The organism is Aeromonas sp. QDB68 (assembly GCF_027707405.1).
Classification (GTDB): Bacteria; Pseudomonadota; Gammaproteobacteria; order Enterobacterales; family Aeromonadaceae; genus Aeromonas; species Aeromonas caviae.
The window spans coordinates 1-16670 of sequence record NZ_JAPCIQ010000089.1 but is presented as its reverse complement, the minus strand read 5'-3'; the positions used below and the strand labels follow the sequence as shown (position 1 = coordinate 16670).

The window sequence follows — 16670 nt, the reverse complement described above, 5'->3', positions numbered from 1 at the left end:
CCCGATGCACACGAGTGTGCTGGAAGGGGTGAACAACAAGATCAAAGTGATAAAGCGTATGGCATATGGATTTAGGGGACTCAGAATACTTTTTTCTGAAAATCAAGGCGGCCTTCCCCGGAAAGCCGCGATGAACCAATTTTAAGGCTATGTCCCAATTACGTGTTGCATCGGGTGCCCTAGCGCCTCATGCAAACACATCTTGGTATTTACCTCCCTGCCGTAACGTTCCAGCATCCTGCGCCAGCCCAGATAATTCCTCAGGTAGTGGGTTGCGACTCCATGGAATCGTTCCATCCACTCCTTCAACCGCCGGTGATATCCGTTCACATGCTGGATGTGGTATGCCCCAATGACTCGCTCACCTCGACGGTTGTACACCACCTGATGTGTTATGCCCCACGCTTGGCTGAAACTGGCATACACCCCTGCACCATCACTGCAGAGCACTGCATCGGGCGCGATGAGTGGCTGCAACACCGCTTTCACCGTCTGCGCATCCAGCCTTTCCAGCTGAAAGTCGGCTTGATGGCCCGCCCTGTCCTGCACCACCATCACCGGGATATAATCCCGCCCGGTCCCCCGGGTACGCCCTTTCCCGCCACGATGTCTTGCCGGACGAGGCAACCCTCGCTGCCCCTTGAACGATTCGAGGAAGAAGGTTTCATCCACTTCCACAATGCCTTCTTCCCATGTTGCCTGGTGGTTTGCCATCGCCTTCAGGAAGCGGTGACGCCACAAGAAGGCGGTGTTCTTGCAAACACCGCAGCGGACGGCGGCCTGGCGGACAGTGAGCCCGTCGATGAGAGCCTGGGCGTAGTCCTCCCAATGCTCAGCCTTACGTAATCTGGCCAAAGGCGTCTTGGTGAGGAGGGAGCTGGTTCGCCGACACTGCTTACAACGGTAACGACGTAGCCCACGGCTCCAGCCCCAGGGGGCCAGCTGGGTGGCATCCGCCTGGCAGTGGGGACAGCCGCAGCATGTGGGTAACTGGGCATGGAGGGACGTAATCGGGTGTGGAGCGGCGAGCTCATGCTGAGCGACACGGCGCTGACGCAGAGTAAGTAATGGAAAGAGGGACAACAGGTGTTGGAAGGCTGGCGTATCCATGATGAAGGTCCTCGCGGTGATGACCTACTTCCAGATTAGCCTTCCAACACATAATTGGGACAGCGCCAATTTTAAGGGGGGTGTCCGCCCAATGCCATCGTTAATGTGATTCTCGAATGGTTCCCTTTCATGGGGTGTCCCGGGCGGCAGCCCCGTCCCCTGTCGTCATGAGGCCGGTGAGGGCGGGATCCGCCAGCTCCGCCACCGTCTGCCAGAAGGGGGCGACGAGGGGATTGTCGTTGCCCGGCGGGCGAATGAGCCCGATGATCCAGCTCGCGTCGGCTTCCCCGAGGGGCAGGGTCAGCACATCGGGATGCTCAATGGTGGTGGAGGAGGGGACCAGGGTCCAGGCGATGCCGGCCGCCGCGGTGGCGATGCCGGCGGCGAAGTCGTTGACGTACTGGATGTCCTGAAAGCGCAGGCCGCTCTGGGCGAGGTAATGGATGAACTGATCGTAAAAAGAGGGGGCCTTGTCCCGGCGCAGGATGGCGAGCGGCTTCTCCTGCAGATCGGCGAGCCCTGCCACCCCCTGATAGCCTGCGGGCAGCACGGCGACGAAATGGGCGCGCACCACGGGCAGCACCGGCCAGCCCTTGGGGGCGGGCAGGCGGCAGAAGCCGAGATCCAGCCGCCCCTCCGCCAGCGCCAGCAACTGGTGATGGGTGGAGAGATCGTTGAGCTCGATGGCGACCCCGGGGCGGCTGGCCCGAAAGCGGGCGATGGCGGCGGGCACCAGCAGCTTGGTGGCGACCCCGAAGCCGATGCGCAGGGTACCCGCGTTGCCCGCCAGCACGTCGCGGGCGCTGCGGGCGAGCTGTTCGCTCTGGGCCACCAGGGTGCAGGCGTCGGCGTAAAGGGCGCGCCCGAGCACCGTCAGCCGGGTGCTGCCGGCGTTGCGCTCGAACAGCTCGCCGCCAAGGTCCGCCTCCAGCCGGCGGATCTGCTTGCTCAGGGCCGACTGGGTGACGTGCTGGCGCGCCGCCGCCTGACCAAAGTGCAATACCTCCCCCAGGGTGACGAAGGCTTTCAGGTCTCTCAACTCCATGTTGCCTCGCTTGATTCCAGATAGGAATGATAGGTGGCCATAATTGTCATTGGACGGAATTCTAGAAGTGTTGGATGCTGGTGCCAACTCATTTCGGGCCCCTGTACGGGGCCGACGTATCACGGGATGGCCCCCGCCATCCGCGCAGAAGGAGCAACACCAGATGCATCATCACAAGTTCAATGACTTCCCGAACGGTTTCCTCTGGGGCGCCGCCTCCGCCGCCTATCAGGTGGAAGGGGCCTGGAACGAGGAGGGCAAGGGCCCCTCGGTATGGGACAGCTTCACCAAGCTGCCGGGCAAGACCTTTGAAGGGAGCAACGGAGACGTGGCGGTGGATCACTACCACAGGGTGGAAGAGGACGTGGCGCTGATGGCCGAGATGGGGCTCAAGGCCTATCGCTTCTCGGTGAGCTGGCCGCGCATCTACCCGACGGGGCGTGGCGAGGTGAACGAGGCGGGGCTCGCCTTCTACGACAGGCTCATCGACGCCCTGCTGGCCCACGGCATCGAGCCGGTGCTGACCCTCTATCACTGGGATCTCCCCCAGGCCCTGCAGGATGAGTACGGCGGCTGGGAAGACAGGCGCATCATCGACGACTTCGAGCGCTATTGCGTGACCCTCTATCAGCGCTTCGCCGGCAAGGTGAAGTACTGGGTGTCGCTCAACGAGCAGAACTACAACCTGACCAACGCCTACCAGCTGGGCACCCATCCTCCCGCCGTGCAGGACAGGAAGCGTTTCTTCGCCGCCAACCACATCGCGTTTCTCGCCAATGCCCGGGTCATCAAGGCGTTTCGCCAGCACGTGCCAAACGGCCTGATCGGGCCGAGCTTTGCGTACTCCCCCGCCTATCCGGCCTCCTGCGCCCCGAGCGACATGCTGGCGTTCGAGAATGCCGAGGAGTTCACCAACCTCTGGTGGCTGGATGCCTACTGCTTCGGCCGTTACCCCCAGGCGGCGCTCGCCTATCTGCGGGAGACCGGCGAGGCGCCGGAGATCCTGCCGGGCGATCTCGAGCTCTTGCGCGAAGGCACCCCCGACTACATCGGGGTCAACTACTACTACACCCTGACCTTCACCGACAACCCCCTCGGCGGCCAGACGATGCAGCGCATCAACACCACGGGCAAGAAGGGCACTACGCCTTCCAGCGGCATTCCCGGCCTCTACAAGACGGCCCCCAATCCGCACCTTGAGACCAGCAACTGGGACTGGGCCATCGATCCCACCGGGATGCGCATCGCCCTGCGCCGGCTCTCCTCCCGTTACGCCCTGCCGCTGATGATCACCGAGAACGGCCTGGGGGAGTTCGACAAGCTGGAAGCCGGGGACAAGGTGAACGACGACTACCGTATCGCCTATCTGCACAGCCACCTCAAGGCGTGCCAGGAGGCGATGCAGGACGGGGTCGAGCTGATTGGATATTGCGCCTGGTCCTTCACCGACATCCTGAGCTGGCTCAACGGCTACCAGAAGCGCTACGGCTTTGTCTACGTGGACAGGGACGAGCAGGGAGGGTCTCTTCGCCGCATCAAGAAAGAGAGCTTCCACTGGTACAGCCAGGTCATTGCAAGCGGTGGCAAGACCCTGTAACGGGCCCGGTGCGCCGCACCTCGTCTGCCCAATGCCGGAAGGCCCCCTCGTCGGAGGGGGCCTTCCTTGTTTGTGCAGCAGGCAATCATGACCGCCTAGATAAACATGCCGCCCGAGGCTTCGATGCGCTGGGCGGTGATCCAGCGGCAGTCATCGGAGAGCAGGGCGGCGATGGCGCCACCGATGTCGTCGGGCTGACCCACCCGGCCAAGGGCGGTCTGGCTCGCGAGAAAGTCGTTGACTCCCTTGTTGTCGCGCACCACGCCGCCGCCAAAATCGGTCTCGATGGCGCCGGGGGCCAGCACGTTGACCGCGATGCCCCTGGGGCCCAGCTCCTTGGCCAGATACTGGGTGAGCACCTCGACGCCCCCCTTCATGGCGGCGTAGGCGGCATAACCCGGCATGGCGAAGCGGGTGAGACCGGTGGAGAGGTTGAGGATGCGACCGCCGTCTGCCAGGAGGGGCAGGAGCGCCTGGGTCAGGAAGAAGGTCCCCTTGAGGTGGATGTTGAGCAGGGTGTCGAACTGCTGCTCCGTGGTCTGCTCAAAGCTGGCATGAATGCCGATCCCGGCGTTGTTGACCAGGAAGTTGAAATGGGTGCGCTGCCACTCCCGGGCGAGCAGTTGCGTCACCTCCTCTGCAAAGGCCGCGAAGGTGGCGCTCTCGCCCACGTCCAGTGCCAGGGCGTGGGCCCGGACGCCGAGGGCGCGGGCCTGGGTCACCACCGCCTCCGCCTCTGCGGCCTGGCTGCGATAGGTGATGATGAGGTCGACGCCTTTGGCGGCGAGGGCCAGGGCCCCGTGCTTGCCAAGGCCGCGGCTGGCCCCGGTGATGAGGGCGATGGGTCTGGTCATGGTATGACTCCTGTCAGGGTGGCGGACACAGGCTCGATACGAGCCGACCGGATCACTGTATTGTTCCTTTTAAACTGGATAAATAGCGTGATAATAGAATCACTGTTCCGTTTATCGAGACAATCAGACCATGGATCAACTGGATGCGATGAGAGCCTTCGTGCGGGTCGCCGAGCTGGAGAGTTTTACCCGCTGTGCCGAGCAGACGGGCATCCCCAAGGCGACCCTCTCTGCCGCCATCCGCCGGCTGGAGGAGCGCATGGGGACCCGGCTCCTGCTGCGTACCACGCGGCGGGTGCAGCTCACCACGGACGGCCAGCTCTGCTATGCCAGATGCCGGGAGCTTTTGGCGGACATGGAGGAGTTTGACGGCCTGTTTCGCCAGGGGGGGCAGATCTCGGGACAACTGCGGGTCGACATGCCAAGCCGGATGGCCCGCCACCTGGTGATCCCGGCCCTGCCGGACTTTCTGGCGCAGCATCCCGCCCTGCAACTGATGCTGAGCAGCACGGACAGGCGGGTGGATCTGGTGCGCGAGGGGTTTGACTGCGTGGTGCGGGTCGGGGGGCTTGAGCCCTCCAGCCTGGTGGCCAGGCCCCTTGGTCACTATCGCCAGATCAACTGTGCCAGCGCAGGCTACCTGGCTCGCCACGGGGTGCCCCGCACCCTTGGGGATCTGGCGGGCCACCGGCTGGTGCACTATGGTCCCGGGTTTGGTGCCGGGCAGGGGCGCAGCGAGCCCGGCTTTGAATACCTGGCGGAAGATGGCCGCCGCGCCCTGCTGCCCATGGCGGGGGCCCTCATGGTCAATGACAGCGAGACCTACCTGGCGTCGGCGCTGGCGGGGCTCGGCATCATCCAGATGCCGCGGGTGGGGGTCGAATCCCTGCTCGCGGGGGGCGAGCTGGTGAGCATCCTGCCCCAGTGGCAGCCGCCGCCGCTCCCCATCCACGCCCTCTATGCCCATCGCCGCCAACTGGCCCCCAGGGTCCAGCTCTTCATCCACTGGCTGGCGGGGTTGCTCGCCGCCCATCTCGGGGGCGCCTCAGAGGCGGCTGCGCCTTGAGCGAAACTCGCGGGGCGAGAGGGCAAACGCCTCACGAAAGAAGCGGGTAAAGCTGCTCTGGCGGGCAAAACCCAGGCGCTCCCCCACTGTCTGCAGGGGGAGGGCGGGATCCTGCAACAGGCGGCAGGCCTCCTCCCGGCGCACCCGTTCCAGCAGGCCCGAGAAGTGGCACCCTTCCTCCCGCAGATGGCGGTTGAGGGTCCAGCGGGTCAGCTTGAGGTGCTCGCACACCCCATCGAGCAGAGAGGAGGCCTCGGCGCTCTCTTGCCACAGCTGCTGGCGAATGAGTGTCATCACCCTGTCCCGGTAGCGGCTGCTTGGGCGAAGCTGGGCCATCTGCCGGTCGAGCTCCCCGAGCAGCAGGGGTTGCAGGGGCAGGTTGCACTGCCCGTGGGCGAGATCAAGCAAGGCGGCGGGAAAGCGCAGCTCGAAGGCCGCCCCCTGTTGCAACCGCCCTTCCAGCCAGCCTGCCAGCTCACGCCACAGCCTGGGGCGTACCGGGGTGGGCAGCACCAGCAGCCCCTGGCCCGGGTGGTAGAACTGGAGCAGGGCATAGAGGTGGCAGAGGTTGGCCAGGCTGCTCAGGGCGATGACGTCCGGGTGATCGGACTCCGAGTGGTAGCTGATCCTGGCCTGCCCCTCTTCTTCTTGCAGGCGGATCTCGTCGCTCTCGCCGATAAGGGGACGGTAGGTGAGGAAGAAGTGCAGGGCCTGGCGAAGGGTGGCGGCGTTGCAGCACAGGCTCGCCAGCGACATGAAGTCGGCAAAGAGGCCGGGGAGGGCGGGAGGCGTCCAGTCGAGGGCCAGATCCACGTGGGGGGCTGCCCCGGCCAGCAGCCGGAAGTGGCGCCCGGTGTCGAGCCGCCCCTGGGGGATCAGCAGCTCTTCGTGAGCGATGCCGGAGGGGTGCAGGAGGGCAGCAGGATCCAGCCCGCGGGCCTGCCAGTGGTTGAGGCAGTGCAGGGCAATCCGGTTGGAGACGGTCTTCACGGCAAAAATCCTTGTCAGCGGTGGCCCACCATCATCGGCCAACGGCGGCGGATTGCCGTGAGCCAGCGCCGCTTTCATGTTTCAGATTTGTAACCAAGGGTAACCCTGCAACCCTTTTCACACTTTTCAATCCTGCTCCCAACCGGCAACTTCCTGCACCCGACGGGCAAGTGAGAGGGGCCGCTTTTGCATAGAGTGGCGACTCCTACACACACAAGGAAGATAACAACAATGAAACACCACTCGCTCTCCCGAACCCGTGTCGCCCTCGCCATCGGGGCCCTGCTGCTGGCAGGGTGCAACGACAACGATTCCACCCCCAAGCCCGAGCAGCCCGTTCTGGGCCACCGCACCGTCACCCTCATCGAGCAGGACGGCCTGCAATTCAAGGATCTCGATGGCAGCGGCACCCTGACCCCCTACGAGGACTGGCGCCTCGGCGCCGCCGAGCGAGCCCGGGATCTGGTGGGCAGGCTCACCCTGGCCCAGAAGGCAGGGCTGATGATGCACGGCACCCTGGTGCTGGACGGGGCGGGTGAACCTCGTGGCCATGGACAAGATGCTGCGCGAGGACGGGGTCAACACCTTCATCACCCGCATGGCCGGTGATCCGGCGGCCATCGCCGCAGACAACAACACCCTGCAGGCCCTGCTTGAAGGGGTGGGATTCGGCATCCCCATGACGGTGAGCACGGATCCCCGCAACCACTTCACCCATGATCCGAACGCCACCAGCATCGGTGCCGGGGCCTTCTCCCAGTGGCCCGAGACCCTGGGACTCGCCGCCATCGGTGATGCCGCCCTGGTACAGCGCTTTGGCGACATCGCCCGTCAGGAGTACCGGGCCGTCGGCATCCACGAGGCCCTCTCGCCCCAGACGGATCTCGCGACCGAGCCGCGCTGGGGCCGCATCAACGGTACCTTCGGGGAAGACAACCTGCTCGCCAAGTCCCTGGTCAAGGCCTACATCGAGGGCTTCCAGCAGGGGAGCGAGGGGATAGGCAAGGAGAGCGTGGTCACCGTGGTCAAGCACTTCGCCGGGGCCGGTCCCCAGAAGGACGGGCTGGATGCCCACAACCCCTGGGGCAAGGAGCAGATCTACCCCGGCGGCCAGTTTGCCTACCACCTGGTGCCCTTCGAGGGCGCCTTCGAGGCCAGGGTGGCCGCCGTGATGCCCTACTACGCCATGCCCCTGGGCCTGACCCAGGATGGGCAGCCCGTCGAGGAGGTGGGGTTTGGCTTCAACCGCCAGATCATCACGGATCTGTTGCGGGGCCACTTCAAGTTTGACGGCGTGGTGCTGAGCGACTGGGGCATCGTCAATGACTGTGACAGCCGCTGCGAGCAGGGGTTGACCCAGGATGAAGTCAATGCCGGGGTGAGCCCCTGGACCGTGCCCTTTGGCATGTCCTGGGGCGTGGAGAAGCTCACCAAGGCCGCAATGCTGTTCACTTAAGAGAATTTGAGTTCCAGTCCACGTAGTATCAGGGCTAAAAAATGAGGGAGGCATGATGCCTCCCTCTTTCTATTGCAAGCCACGCTGGATAAAGGCTGAAGGAACATCGACTGGAAACAGCCTTGCTCCCCCAACTCAAGTCGCATTTATGAATAATTAGTCAAAAATGTGCTTATCTGAACAGCATTGCACCAAGGCCGAGCGTTATGCCAAGGCCATCGACGCCGGGGTGGATCAGTTCGGTGGCGTGGAAGATCCGGCGCCCCTGCTGGCGGCGGTGCAGAGCGGTCTGGTGACCGAGGCGGCCATCACCACTTCGGCCGAGCGGATCCTGGCCCAGAAGTTTGCCCTCGGGCTCTTCGAGAATCCCTATGTGGATGCCGAGGCCGCGGTGGCCCTGGTGGGCAAGACCGAGTTCCAGCAGGAAGCCCAGGCCGCCCAGGCCGCGTCTCACGTGTTGCTGAAGAACGAGGGGGCCCTGCTGCCGCTGAAGGCGGACGGCAAGCGGGTCTATCTGCACAATGTCAACGCCGAGGTGGCCAGGGCCAACGGCTATACGGTGGTGACGAACCTGACCGACGCGGAGCTTGCCATCGTGCGGGTCAACGCCCCGGGCGAGCAGGATCCCCGCTTCCCGTTTGGCAGCATCCACTTCGGTCAGCTCGGTTTTGCCAGCAATGATCAGGTGGTGCAGGAGACGGCCCATGAAGGGGTCTACCGCGGCGCGGATGACTATGCCGCCATCCAGGCCATCGAGCAGGCCGGGGTGCCCCTGGTGCTCTCCGTCTATCTGGACAGGCCCGCCATCCTGACCGAGGTCGCCCCGTCGGCCCGGGTGCTGCTCGTCAACTTCGGCGCCCTGGATCAGGCCCTGTTCGATGTCATGAGCGGCACCCAGAAGGCACGCGGCAAGCTCCCCTTCGAGCTGCCCTCGAGCTGGCAGGCGGTGCTGGCCCAGTCCCCGGACGTGGCCAAGGACTCACAAAGCCCGCTCTATCCCTACGGGGCCGGTCTGGCCTATTGACGGACAGGGATGTTCTGTCTCTCATCAAGGCGCCTTCGGGCGCCTTTTCCATTGCCCCCATCGACAATCCCGGTTTGGCGCAAGGGGTTGGCTTGGGCATAATGGCGCCCCGGCAACGGGTGCGGTGGCCAGCGCGGCAGGCACCCGGTCACAGTGCACAGGAGATGAGATGAAATTTATCGGAGCCCACGTCAGTGCGGCGGGCGGGGTGGAAAACACCATCGCCCGGGCCAAAGCCATCGGGGCCAACGCCTTCGCCCTGTTTACCAAGAACCAGCGCCAGTGGCAGGCGGCGCTCCTCTCCGAGGCCAGCATTCGCGCCTTCAAGGCCGCCTGCGAGAAGGAGGGCTTTCGCCCCGAGCAGATCCTGCCCCACGACAGCTACCTCATCAACCTGGGTCATCCCGACCCCGATGCCCTCGCCAAGTCCCGGGATGCGTTCCTGGACGAGATGAAGCGCTGCGAGCAACTGGGGCTGTGCTACCTGAACTTCCACCCGGGCAGCCATCTCAAGCAGATCCCCGAGGCGGTGAGCCTCAAGCTCGTGAGCGAGTCCATCAACTGGGCGCTGGAGCGCAGCGAAGGGGTGACGGCGGTGATCGAGAATACCGCAGGCCAGGGCACCAACCTCGGCTGGTCGTTCGAGCATCTGGCCACCCTCATCGACGGAGTAGAGGACAAGAGTCGGGTCGGCGTCTGCTTTGACACCTGCCACGCCTTCGCCGCCGGTTACGATCTGCGTACCCCCGAGGGGTGCGAGGCGGTGTTTGCCGACTTCGACCGCATCGTGGGGTTCCAGTACCTCAAGGGGATGCATATCAACGGCGCCAAGTGTACCTTCGGTAGTCGGGTCGACCGTCACCACAGCCTGCGGGAGGGCAACCTCGGCGAGGCGGTGTTCCACCACATCATGAACGACGACCGTTTCGACGGCATCCCGCTTATCCTCGAGACCATCGACGAGTCCATCTGGGGCGAGGAGATAAGCTGGCTGCGCAGCCTGGCCGGGAGCCCGCGCCCGGCGTGATGCCGGGGTCCACCATTGGGTAGCAAGGAGAGACGATGCACGACGAGACAAGGGCACCCCTGCGCTTTGGCATTGCCGGGGCGGGGGCCATCGCCCGGCGTTTTTGCCGCGATGTGAACGGGCACGCCAGGGGAGCCGAGGTGGTGGCCATCGCCGCTCGGGACCAGGGACGGGCGGACGAGTTCGCCCGGGATCTGGGGCTGCCCCACGCCTATGGCAGCTATGAGGCCCTGGCCGCCAGCCCCGAGGTGGAGGCCGTCTATGTGGCGGTCATCCACCCGGAGCACGCGGGCCTGGTGAGGCAGATGCTGCTGGCGGGCAAGCACGTACTGGTGGAAAAACCGGCGGTGACCCGGGTGGCGGATTGGGACGCACTGGTGGCGCTCGCCCACGCACGCGGCCTGCTGCTGCTCGAGGCCATGAAGGTGATGTGCTTTCCCGCCATGCGCGCCCTGTTGCAGCGCCTGCCCCTGCTGCCGCCGCCGCGCGAGCTGCGGGCGGCGTTCGGTTCGACCCAGCCCAGGGTGGGCAAGCTGTTCGATCCGGCGCTGGATGGCGGCGCTGCCTGGGACGTGGGGGTCTATCCCCTCTGGCTCCATGCCGCCCTCTGCCATCGGCTGGGGCTGGGCTGCCCCGCCCCCGAGGTGACGCTGACGCGGGCTCCGGGGGAGGTGGATCTCGCCGCCAGCTTCACGTTCGATGAGCCGTTTCGGGCCGAACTCGGGGCCTCCATCATCGAGGATCTCGAGCGGGAAGCGTCCTTGTCCGGGGAGGGGTGGCGCCTGGTCATCGAGGGCAAGTGGTGGAATCCCCAGCACATTCGCTGGCAAGGGGGGCCTGCTCCCGTCATCTGGCCGGCGGACATCTATCTGCCGGTGGAGGGGGGCGGCATGCAGCACGAGGCGGATCACTTCGCCGATTGCCTGCGCCACCGGCTGCTGGACTCCCCCTGGGTGCCCCAGGCCGTGACCCGGCAGGTGCTCGGCTGGATTGAAGGGGGACTCGCCGGCTGAGGCCGGGGAAGGGCTGAGGGCCGAGGGGAGCATCGGCTGAACGACAAGGGCGCCAATGGCGCCCTTGTCGTATCCGAAGGGCTTCTCAAGCCAGGGTCTGGGCGCGGCAGAAGGCCAGGAAGCGGCGCAGGGCGGCGGAGTGGAACTTCTGCTTGTGCCAGACGAGGGAGAGCTGGCGGGGGAAGCGGCGACTCGGGGTGAGGGCAACCAGGCGCCCCTGTGCCAGCCGATCCGCCACCGCGAGGCGGGAGATGAAGGAGATGCCGAGCCCCTTCTCCACCGCCAGCATCACCGCCTCCAGGGTATTGAGCTCTATCCCCGCCTGCCAGCGGGGCAGGTGGGGCTGGAGCTGCTGCTCGAACTGCTCGCGGCTGCCGGATTGCGCCTCGCGCAGCACCCAGGTTTCCCCGGCAAGCCGGCGCAGGGGCAGCTCGAGCTGATCCGCCAGGGGGTGACCGGGGGCGGCGATGATGAGCATCTCGTCCTCCAGCCAGGGTTCGCTCACCAGGTCCGGGTGGTGGTTCTCCCCCTCGATGAGGGCGAGATCCAGTTCGAAGTGGGCGAGGGCATGGCACAGGAGGTGGGTGTTGGCGATGGTGACCCTGGGGGCGACCCCCAGCTCCTGGGCCCCCTCCGCCAGCAGGGCGGGCAGCAGGTAGTTGCCGATGGTCTGGCTGGCCCCGAGGTGCAGCTGGCCGCTCGGCTCGGCATCGGGGCTGAAGAGCTGCTCTATCTCCTGCATCCGGGTCAGCAGCTCCTCGGCGGCCGGTTGCAGCAGGCGCCCCTCGCTGTTGAGCTGAAGCCTCGGGTGCACCCGATCGAACAGGGGCGTGGCGAGCTGGCGCTCCAGCTCCTGCAGCGACTGGGAGACGGCCCCCTTGCTCAGGCAGAGTTCATTGGCGGCGCCCCCCAGGTTGCCGTGGCGGGCGATGGTGGCAAACACCTTGAGTTGTTGCAGGGTGAGCTTCATATCGTTTGATTTTCCTAAACGCTAAGTTCAATTCATTTAGATATCGTAAACGATAGACCCCCTTTATCCTATGCCCATCGTCATCATCAAGAGGGTATCCGCCATGATCGCAAGAACCCGCCGCTCCCTGGCCGCCGCCCCGACCCCCATGGCCGGTCTGGCACTCGGGATCGCCAGCCTCGGCTGGTGCTGGGAAAATGCCGGTCAGTTCGATGGCCGTCTGCAACTGCTGGGGGCCGCCATCGCCGCCGTGCTGCTCCTCGTCCTGACCTTCAAGTTCCTGATCCACCCGCGCCTGCTGTGGCAGGATCTCGCCCATCCCGTGGTGGGCAGCGTGGTGCCCACCTACGCCATGGGGACCATGGTGGTCTCCAAGGCGGTCGGCCTGCTCGCCCGACCCTGGGGCAGGGGCTCTGGCTGTTTGCGGTCATCATCCACCTCGTCTTCCTCACCACCTTCGTCTGGCACAGGGCCAGAGCGTTTGAAATCCATCACATGGTGCCGAGCTGGTTCGTGCCGCCGGTGGGGATCATCGTGGCTGACGTGGCCTACCCGGGCGGTCCCTTCGCATCCCTGGCCACCGGCCTGCTCTGGTTCGGCATGGCCTGTTACGGCCTGATGCTGCCGCTGATGCTCTATCGCCTCATCTTCAGCCACGAGGTGCCGGATGCCGCCAAGCCAACCATCGCCATCCTGGCCGCCCCGGCGAGCCTGTCGCTGGCCGGCTACCTCACCGTGAGCCAGGACCCCTCCCTGCTGCTGGTGGCGGTGCTGCTCGGGATCGCCGTGCTGATGACCGGCATCATCTACCTGGCCTTCATCAAGCTGCTGCGCCTGCCGTTCTCGCCGGGTTACGCCGCTTTCACCTTCCCCCTGGTGATCGGGGCCACCGCCCTGTTCAAGGTGAGTCACCTGCTGTCGCAGTGGCCACAGGCGGCCCGTTATGCCGAGCAGCTCCATCAGCTGGCCTATCTGGAGCTGGGGGTGGCCACCCTGGTGGTGGGTTACGTGGCCCTGCGTTACCTGATGTTCTTCCTGCCGGTCGTGCAGGATGACCTGCCGGGGCAGCCTGCACGCCGCTAAGCACAAGGTTTTCATCCCCCCTCGTCATCGACCCCGCCCGTGCGGGGTCTGCCGTTCGTGATGCAGTGACGCAGAGGGGAATCAAATGAAGCAGATTAATTTTGTCAATCCGTGAAGTCTTAAATAGTTGCCCATACAGGCGACATTCAGTTGGCGTTAACTGGTAATACCTGTCACGATACGCGCCACTTTATCTTCCCATTGTTTTGTCGTGCCCCATGTCCTCATCTGATCCCGTGTTTGACGCCCGATTCCAGCCTCGTCTGCTGCACCCCCGTTACTGGTTGAGCTGGCTCGCCCTCGGCGCCATCGGTGTGCTCGCCTTCGTGCCCCCGCGCTGGCGGGATCGCCTGGCCGATGCTCTGACGCCCCTGGTATGCGCCATCTCGAAGAAGCAGATCTACATCGCCAGGACCAACCTCGCCATCTGCTTCAAGGAGAAGAGCGAGGCCGAGCGGGAGGCCATCCTGATGACCTCCATCCGGGTCGGCCTCAAGAGCCTGCTGGGCTTTGGCGAGTTCACCTGGCGCAGCCCCGCCCACGTGATGGGGCGGATCCAGGTCAGCGGCTGGGAACATATCGAGGCGGAGCAGGCCGCTGGCCGACCGGTGATCCTGGTGGTGCCCCACAGCTGGCCCATCGATGCGGCGGGCTACTACTTCGCCCAGCGGGGCCTGCCCATGTGCACCATGATGAAGAGCGCCCGCAACCCGGTGTTCGACTGGCACATCAACGGCGCGCGGGCCCGGCACGGCTGCCGCGTCTATGAGCGCAGCGCCGGCATCAAGCCGGTGATCAAGGCGGTGAAATCCGGTCTGAGCTTCTTCTATCTGCCGGATCAGGATCACGGCCGGGAGGCGAGTCTGTTTGCCCCCTTCTTCAACCACCCCAAGGCGACGTTGCCGGCCCTGCCACGGCTGGTGAAGCTGACCGGTGCCCGGGCCCTGCCGGTGCTGGCCTGCTATGACGAGCAGGCGCACGGCTACCGGCTGGAGGTCGAGGCTCCCTACGCCGACTACCCGAGCGCGGATCTGATGGCGGATACCTGCCGCATGAACGACAGCGTGGAGCGCCAGCTCTGCCGCCACCCGGGCCAGTACATGTGGTTCCTCAAGATCTTCGACACCCGTGAGGATCAGGTGGGGCCGGATGGCCTCTACGAAGAGGGGATCCGGCGCATCCGCCGGGGCCTTGCTCCTCATCCCTGAGCCTTGCGCTCACCCGGTGCAAAAATGTGGCCCCAAGCGGGCCACTTTTTATTTCTAACTTGTCTGATCAGTGACTTGGCGCGGTGGCGCTGTGCAGGGCAGGGTAGAAAAAGTTGTCAGGATCACTAAAATGACGGTCTGTTTTGATGATTCGATGGCGACCATGTCCGCACAAGATCCGGTGTTTGATACCTCTTTTCATCCGCGCCTGCTGCACCCCCGTCTATGGGGCAGCTGGCTGGCCGTCGCCCTGCTCTCCCTGCTGGCCTGGGTGCCGGCAAGGGCACGGGACAAGCTGGCCGACTACCTGGCCCCCCTGCTGCTGCGCGTCTCCACGAAGCAGGCCTACATCGCCGACACCAACCTCAAGATCTGCTTCCCCCATCTCGACGAGGCGGGCCGTCAGGCCCTGCTGCTGAAATCCATCCGGGTGGGGCTCAAGACCTTCCTGGGCTTTGGCGAGCTGACCTGGCGCAGCCCCGACTTCCTCAAGGGGCGCGTCAAGGTGAGCGGCTGGGAGCATGTGGAAGCGGAGCGGGCAGCCGGTCGCCCCATGATCTTCGTGGTGCCCCACACCTGGGCGGTGGACATGATTGGCCGCTACTTCCCCCTCCAGGGGATCAAGATGTGCACCATGATGAAAAGCCCCAAGGATGCGGTGTTCGACTGGTATATCAACCGCGAGCGCAGCAAGGGCGGGCGTATCTACGAGCGCAGCGTCGGCATCAAGCCCGCCATCAAGGCCCTGCGCAGCGGCGACAGCTTCTTCTATCTGCCGGATCAGGATCACGGCCGGGAGGCGAGCCTCTTCGTGCCCTTCTTCAACCACCCCAAGGCGACCCTGCCGGCCCTGCCCAAGCTGGTGAAGCTGACCGGTGCCCGCGCCGTGCCCATTCTGGCCTGCTACGACGAGGATCAGGGGGGCTACCGGCTGGAGATCGAGGCGCCGTTCGACCCTTATCCCACCGCGGATCTGGTGGCGGACGTCAACCAGATGAACCGCATGGTGGAGCAGCAGCTTGGCCGCTTCCCCGAGCAGTACATGTGGTTTCTCAAGATCTTCGAAACCCAGGAGCACGATCAGGGCGAGGACGGTCTCTACGAGGCGGGGATCCGCCGCATCCGCCAGGGGCTGCCACCGGAACCTTGATCGACACGGCCCCCTTGCGGGCCGTTTCTGACAGGGGTGGCAGGCCACCAGCAAACAGGTGCAAACAAGGTGCAAATAGGGTAAAAGGGCGGTCATGAAAATTCCAAATCGAATCCAACCTCTGGTTGATGACGGCCTGGTGGACGATGTCATCAGCCGGCTGATGAGCGGCAAAGAGGCCGACGTCTATGTGGTGCGCTGCGGCGACGAGATCCGCTGCGCCAAGGTCTACAAAGAGGCGTCAAAGCGCAGCTTCAAGCAGGCCGTGGTCTATCAGGAAGGGCGGCGGGTACGCAGCAGCCGCGATGCCCGCGCCATGGAGAAGGGCTCCAAGTACGGTCGCAAGCAGCACGAAGAGGTGTGGCAGAACACCGAGGTGGATGCCCTGTTCAAGCTGGCGGCGGCCGGGGTGCGGGTGCCCAGGCCCTATGTCTGCCTCGATGGCGTGCTGCTGATGGAGCTCATCACCGACGCCGACGGCAACGTCGCTCCCCGTCTCAACGACGTGGCCCTGACCCGTGAGCAGGCTCTGGTGGATCATGGCAAGGTGATCCGCTACGTGGTGCGCATGCTCTGCGCCGGGCTCATTCACGGGGATCTCTCGGAGTTCAACGTGCTGGTGGACGAAGAGGGGCCCGTCATCATCGACCTGCCCCAGGTGGTGGATGCCGCCGCCAACAACCAGGCCAGGGCCATGCTGGAGCGGGATGTCGACAACATGCGCAACTACTACGGCATGTATGCCCCCGAGCTGCTCAAGACCCGGTATGCCCGGGAGATGTGGTCCTTGTTCGAGGATGGCAAGCTGGGCCCCGAGACCGAGCTCACCGGCCTGTTCGAAGAGAGCCGGGAGGCCATCGATCTGGATGGCGTGCTGCACGAGATAGAGAGTGCCCAGGAGGAGGCCATGGCCCGCCGGGCCAGGTTGCAGGCGGAGCAGGAAGAGGGGTCCTGACGGGCCTTCATTCCAATCAACAAGAGCGCCATGGGCGCTCTTTTGTGGTTCATCGCGGCTTTCCGGGGAAGGCCGCCTTGATTTTCAGAAAAAAGTATTCTGAGTCCCTAAATCCATATGCC

Annotated in this window: 15 protein-coding genes and 2 pseudogenes; 12 read left to right on the top strand and 5 right to left on the bottom strand. The window is 64.8% G+C overall.

Features of this window, described 5'->3' with window-relative positions:
- Positions 1-134 (top strand): annotated as a pseudogene (locus PG892_RS18480) (transposase); the annotation flags it as partial.
- A gap of 13 nt (positions 135-147) precedes the next feature.
- Here PG892_RS18480 and PG892_RS18475 read toward each other — a convergent pair.
- Both PG892_RS18475 and PG892_RS18470 read right to left on the bottom strand, forming a co-directional pair.
- Complete coding sequence (locus PG892_RS18475) at positions 148-1110, bottom strand: IS1595 family transposase (protein WP_270825659.1); 963 nt, start codon at positions 1108-1110, stop codon at positions 148-150.
- A gap of 127 nt (positions 1111-1237) precedes the next feature.
- Entirely contained in the window at positions 1238-2155 is a 918-nt protein-coding gene (locus tag PG892_RS18470) for a LysR family transcriptional regulator (RefSeq protein ID WP_270825658.1), read from the bottom strand.
- Between the two features lie 163 nt (positions 2156-2318).
- Here PG892_RS18470 and PG892_RS18465 point away from each other — a divergent pair, with 163 nt between their 5' ends.
- Positions 2319-3752, top strand: coding sequence for a glycoside hydrolase family 1 protein (locus PG892_RS18465; protein WP_041215229.1), 1434 nt, complete (start codon positions 2319-2321; stop codon positions 3750-3752).
- Between the two features lie 95 nt (positions 3753-3847).
- Here PG892_RS18465 and PG892_RS18460 read toward each other — a convergent pair whose 3' ends face one another.
- On the bottom strand, positions 3848-4606 hold the full coding sequence (locus PG892_RS18460; RefSeq protein WP_010674615.1) for an SDR family NAD(P)-dependent oxidoreductase: 759 nt from the start codon (positions 4604-4606) through the stop codon (positions 3848-3850).
- A gap of 130 nt (positions 4607-4736) precedes the next feature.
- Between PG892_RS18460 and PG892_RS18455 the strand changes: the two genes are divergently transcribed.
- On the top strand, positions 4737-5672 hold the full coding sequence (locus PG892_RS18455) for a LysR family transcriptional regulator (protein WP_270825657.1): 936 nt from the start codon (positions 4737-4739) through the stop codon (positions 5670-5672).
- Here PG892_RS18455 and PG892_RS18450 read toward each other — a convergent pair.
- Positions 5652-6662, bottom strand: a complete 1011-nt coding sequence (locus PG892_RS18450; RefSeq protein ID WP_270825656.1) for a helix-turn-helix transcriptional regulator — start codon at positions 6660-6662, stop codon at positions 5652-5654. The genes PG892_RS18455 and PG892_RS18450 overlap by 21 nt on opposite strands.
- 231 nt (positions 6663-6893) lie before the next feature.
- Between PG892_RS18450 and PG892_RS18445 the strand changes: the two genes are divergently transcribed.
- The 5 genes from PG892_RS18445 (at position 6894) to PG892_RS18425 (ending at position 11182) form a co-directional block, all read left to right on the top strand.
- Positions 6894-7271, top strand: coding sequence for a hypothetical protein (locus PG892_RS18445; RefSeq protein ID WP_270825655.1), 378 nt, complete (start codon positions 6894-6896; stop codon positions 7269-7271).
- Complete coding sequence (locus PG892_RS18440; RefSeq protein ID WP_270825654.1) at positions 7198-8118, top strand: glycoside hydrolase family 3 N-terminal domain-containing protein; 921 nt, start codon at positions 7198-7200, stop codon at positions 8116-8118. The genes PG892_RS18445 and PG892_RS18440 overlap by 74 nt, the downstream gene beginning before the upstream one ends.
- Before the next feature lie 166 nt (positions 8119-8284).
- Positions 8285-9142: a glycoside hydrolase family 3 C-terminal domain-containing protein gene (locus PG892_RS18435; protein WP_270825653.1), complete on the top strand. Its 858-nt coding sequence runs from the start codon at positions 8285-8287 to the stop codon at positions 9140-9142.
- Between the two features lie 169 nt (positions 9143-9311).
- Entirely contained in the window at positions 9312-10169 is an 858-nt protein-coding gene (gene nfo / locus PG892_RS18430) for a deoxyribonuclease IV (RefSeq protein WP_270825652.1), read from the top strand.
- A 35-nt stretch (positions 10170-10204) separates the two neighbouring features.
- Positions 10205-11182, top strand: coding sequence for a Gfo/Idh/MocA family protein (locus PG892_RS18425; RefSeq protein WP_052816399.1), 978 nt, complete (start codon positions 10205-10207; stop codon positions 11180-11182).
- An 85-nt stretch (positions 11183-11267) separates the two neighbouring features.
- Here PG892_RS18425 and PG892_RS18420 read toward each other — a convergent pair whose 3' ends face one another.
- Entirely contained in the window at positions 11268-12152 is an 885-nt protein-coding gene (locus tag PG892_RS18420; RefSeq protein ID WP_201872781.1) for a LysR substrate-binding domain-containing protein, read from the bottom strand.
- A 103-nt stretch (positions 12153-12255) separates the two neighbouring features.
- Here PG892_RS18420 and PG892_RS18415 point away from each other — a divergent pair.
- The 4 genes and pseudogenes from PG892_RS18415 (at position 12256) to PG892_RS18400 (ending at position 16548) form a co-directional block, all read left to right on the top strand.
- A pseudogene (locus PG892_RS18415) lies at positions 12256-13235 on the top strand (TDT family transporter).
- Positions 13236-13453: 218 nt separating this feature from the next.
- Positions 13454-14443: a lipid A biosynthesis (KDO)2-(lauroyl)-lipid IVA acyltransferase gene (locus tag PG892_RS18410; RefSeq protein WP_045524804.1), complete on the top strand. Its 990-nt coding sequence runs from the start codon at positions 13454-13456 to the stop codon at positions 14441-14443.
- Between the two features lie 154 nt (positions 14444-14597).
- On the top strand, positions 14598-15593 hold the full coding sequence (locus PG892_RS18405; protein WP_049636402.1) for an LpxL/LpxP family acyltransferase: 996 nt from the start codon (positions 14598-14600) through the stop codon (positions 15591-15593).
- Between the two features lie 94 nt (positions 15594-15687).
- A complete protein-coding gene (locus PG892_RS18400) occupies positions 15688-16548 on the top strand; it encodes a PA4780 family RIO1-like protein kinase (protein ID WP_039039088.1) in 861 nt (286 codons plus the stop codon).
- Positions 16549-16670 lie beyond the last annotated feature (122 nt).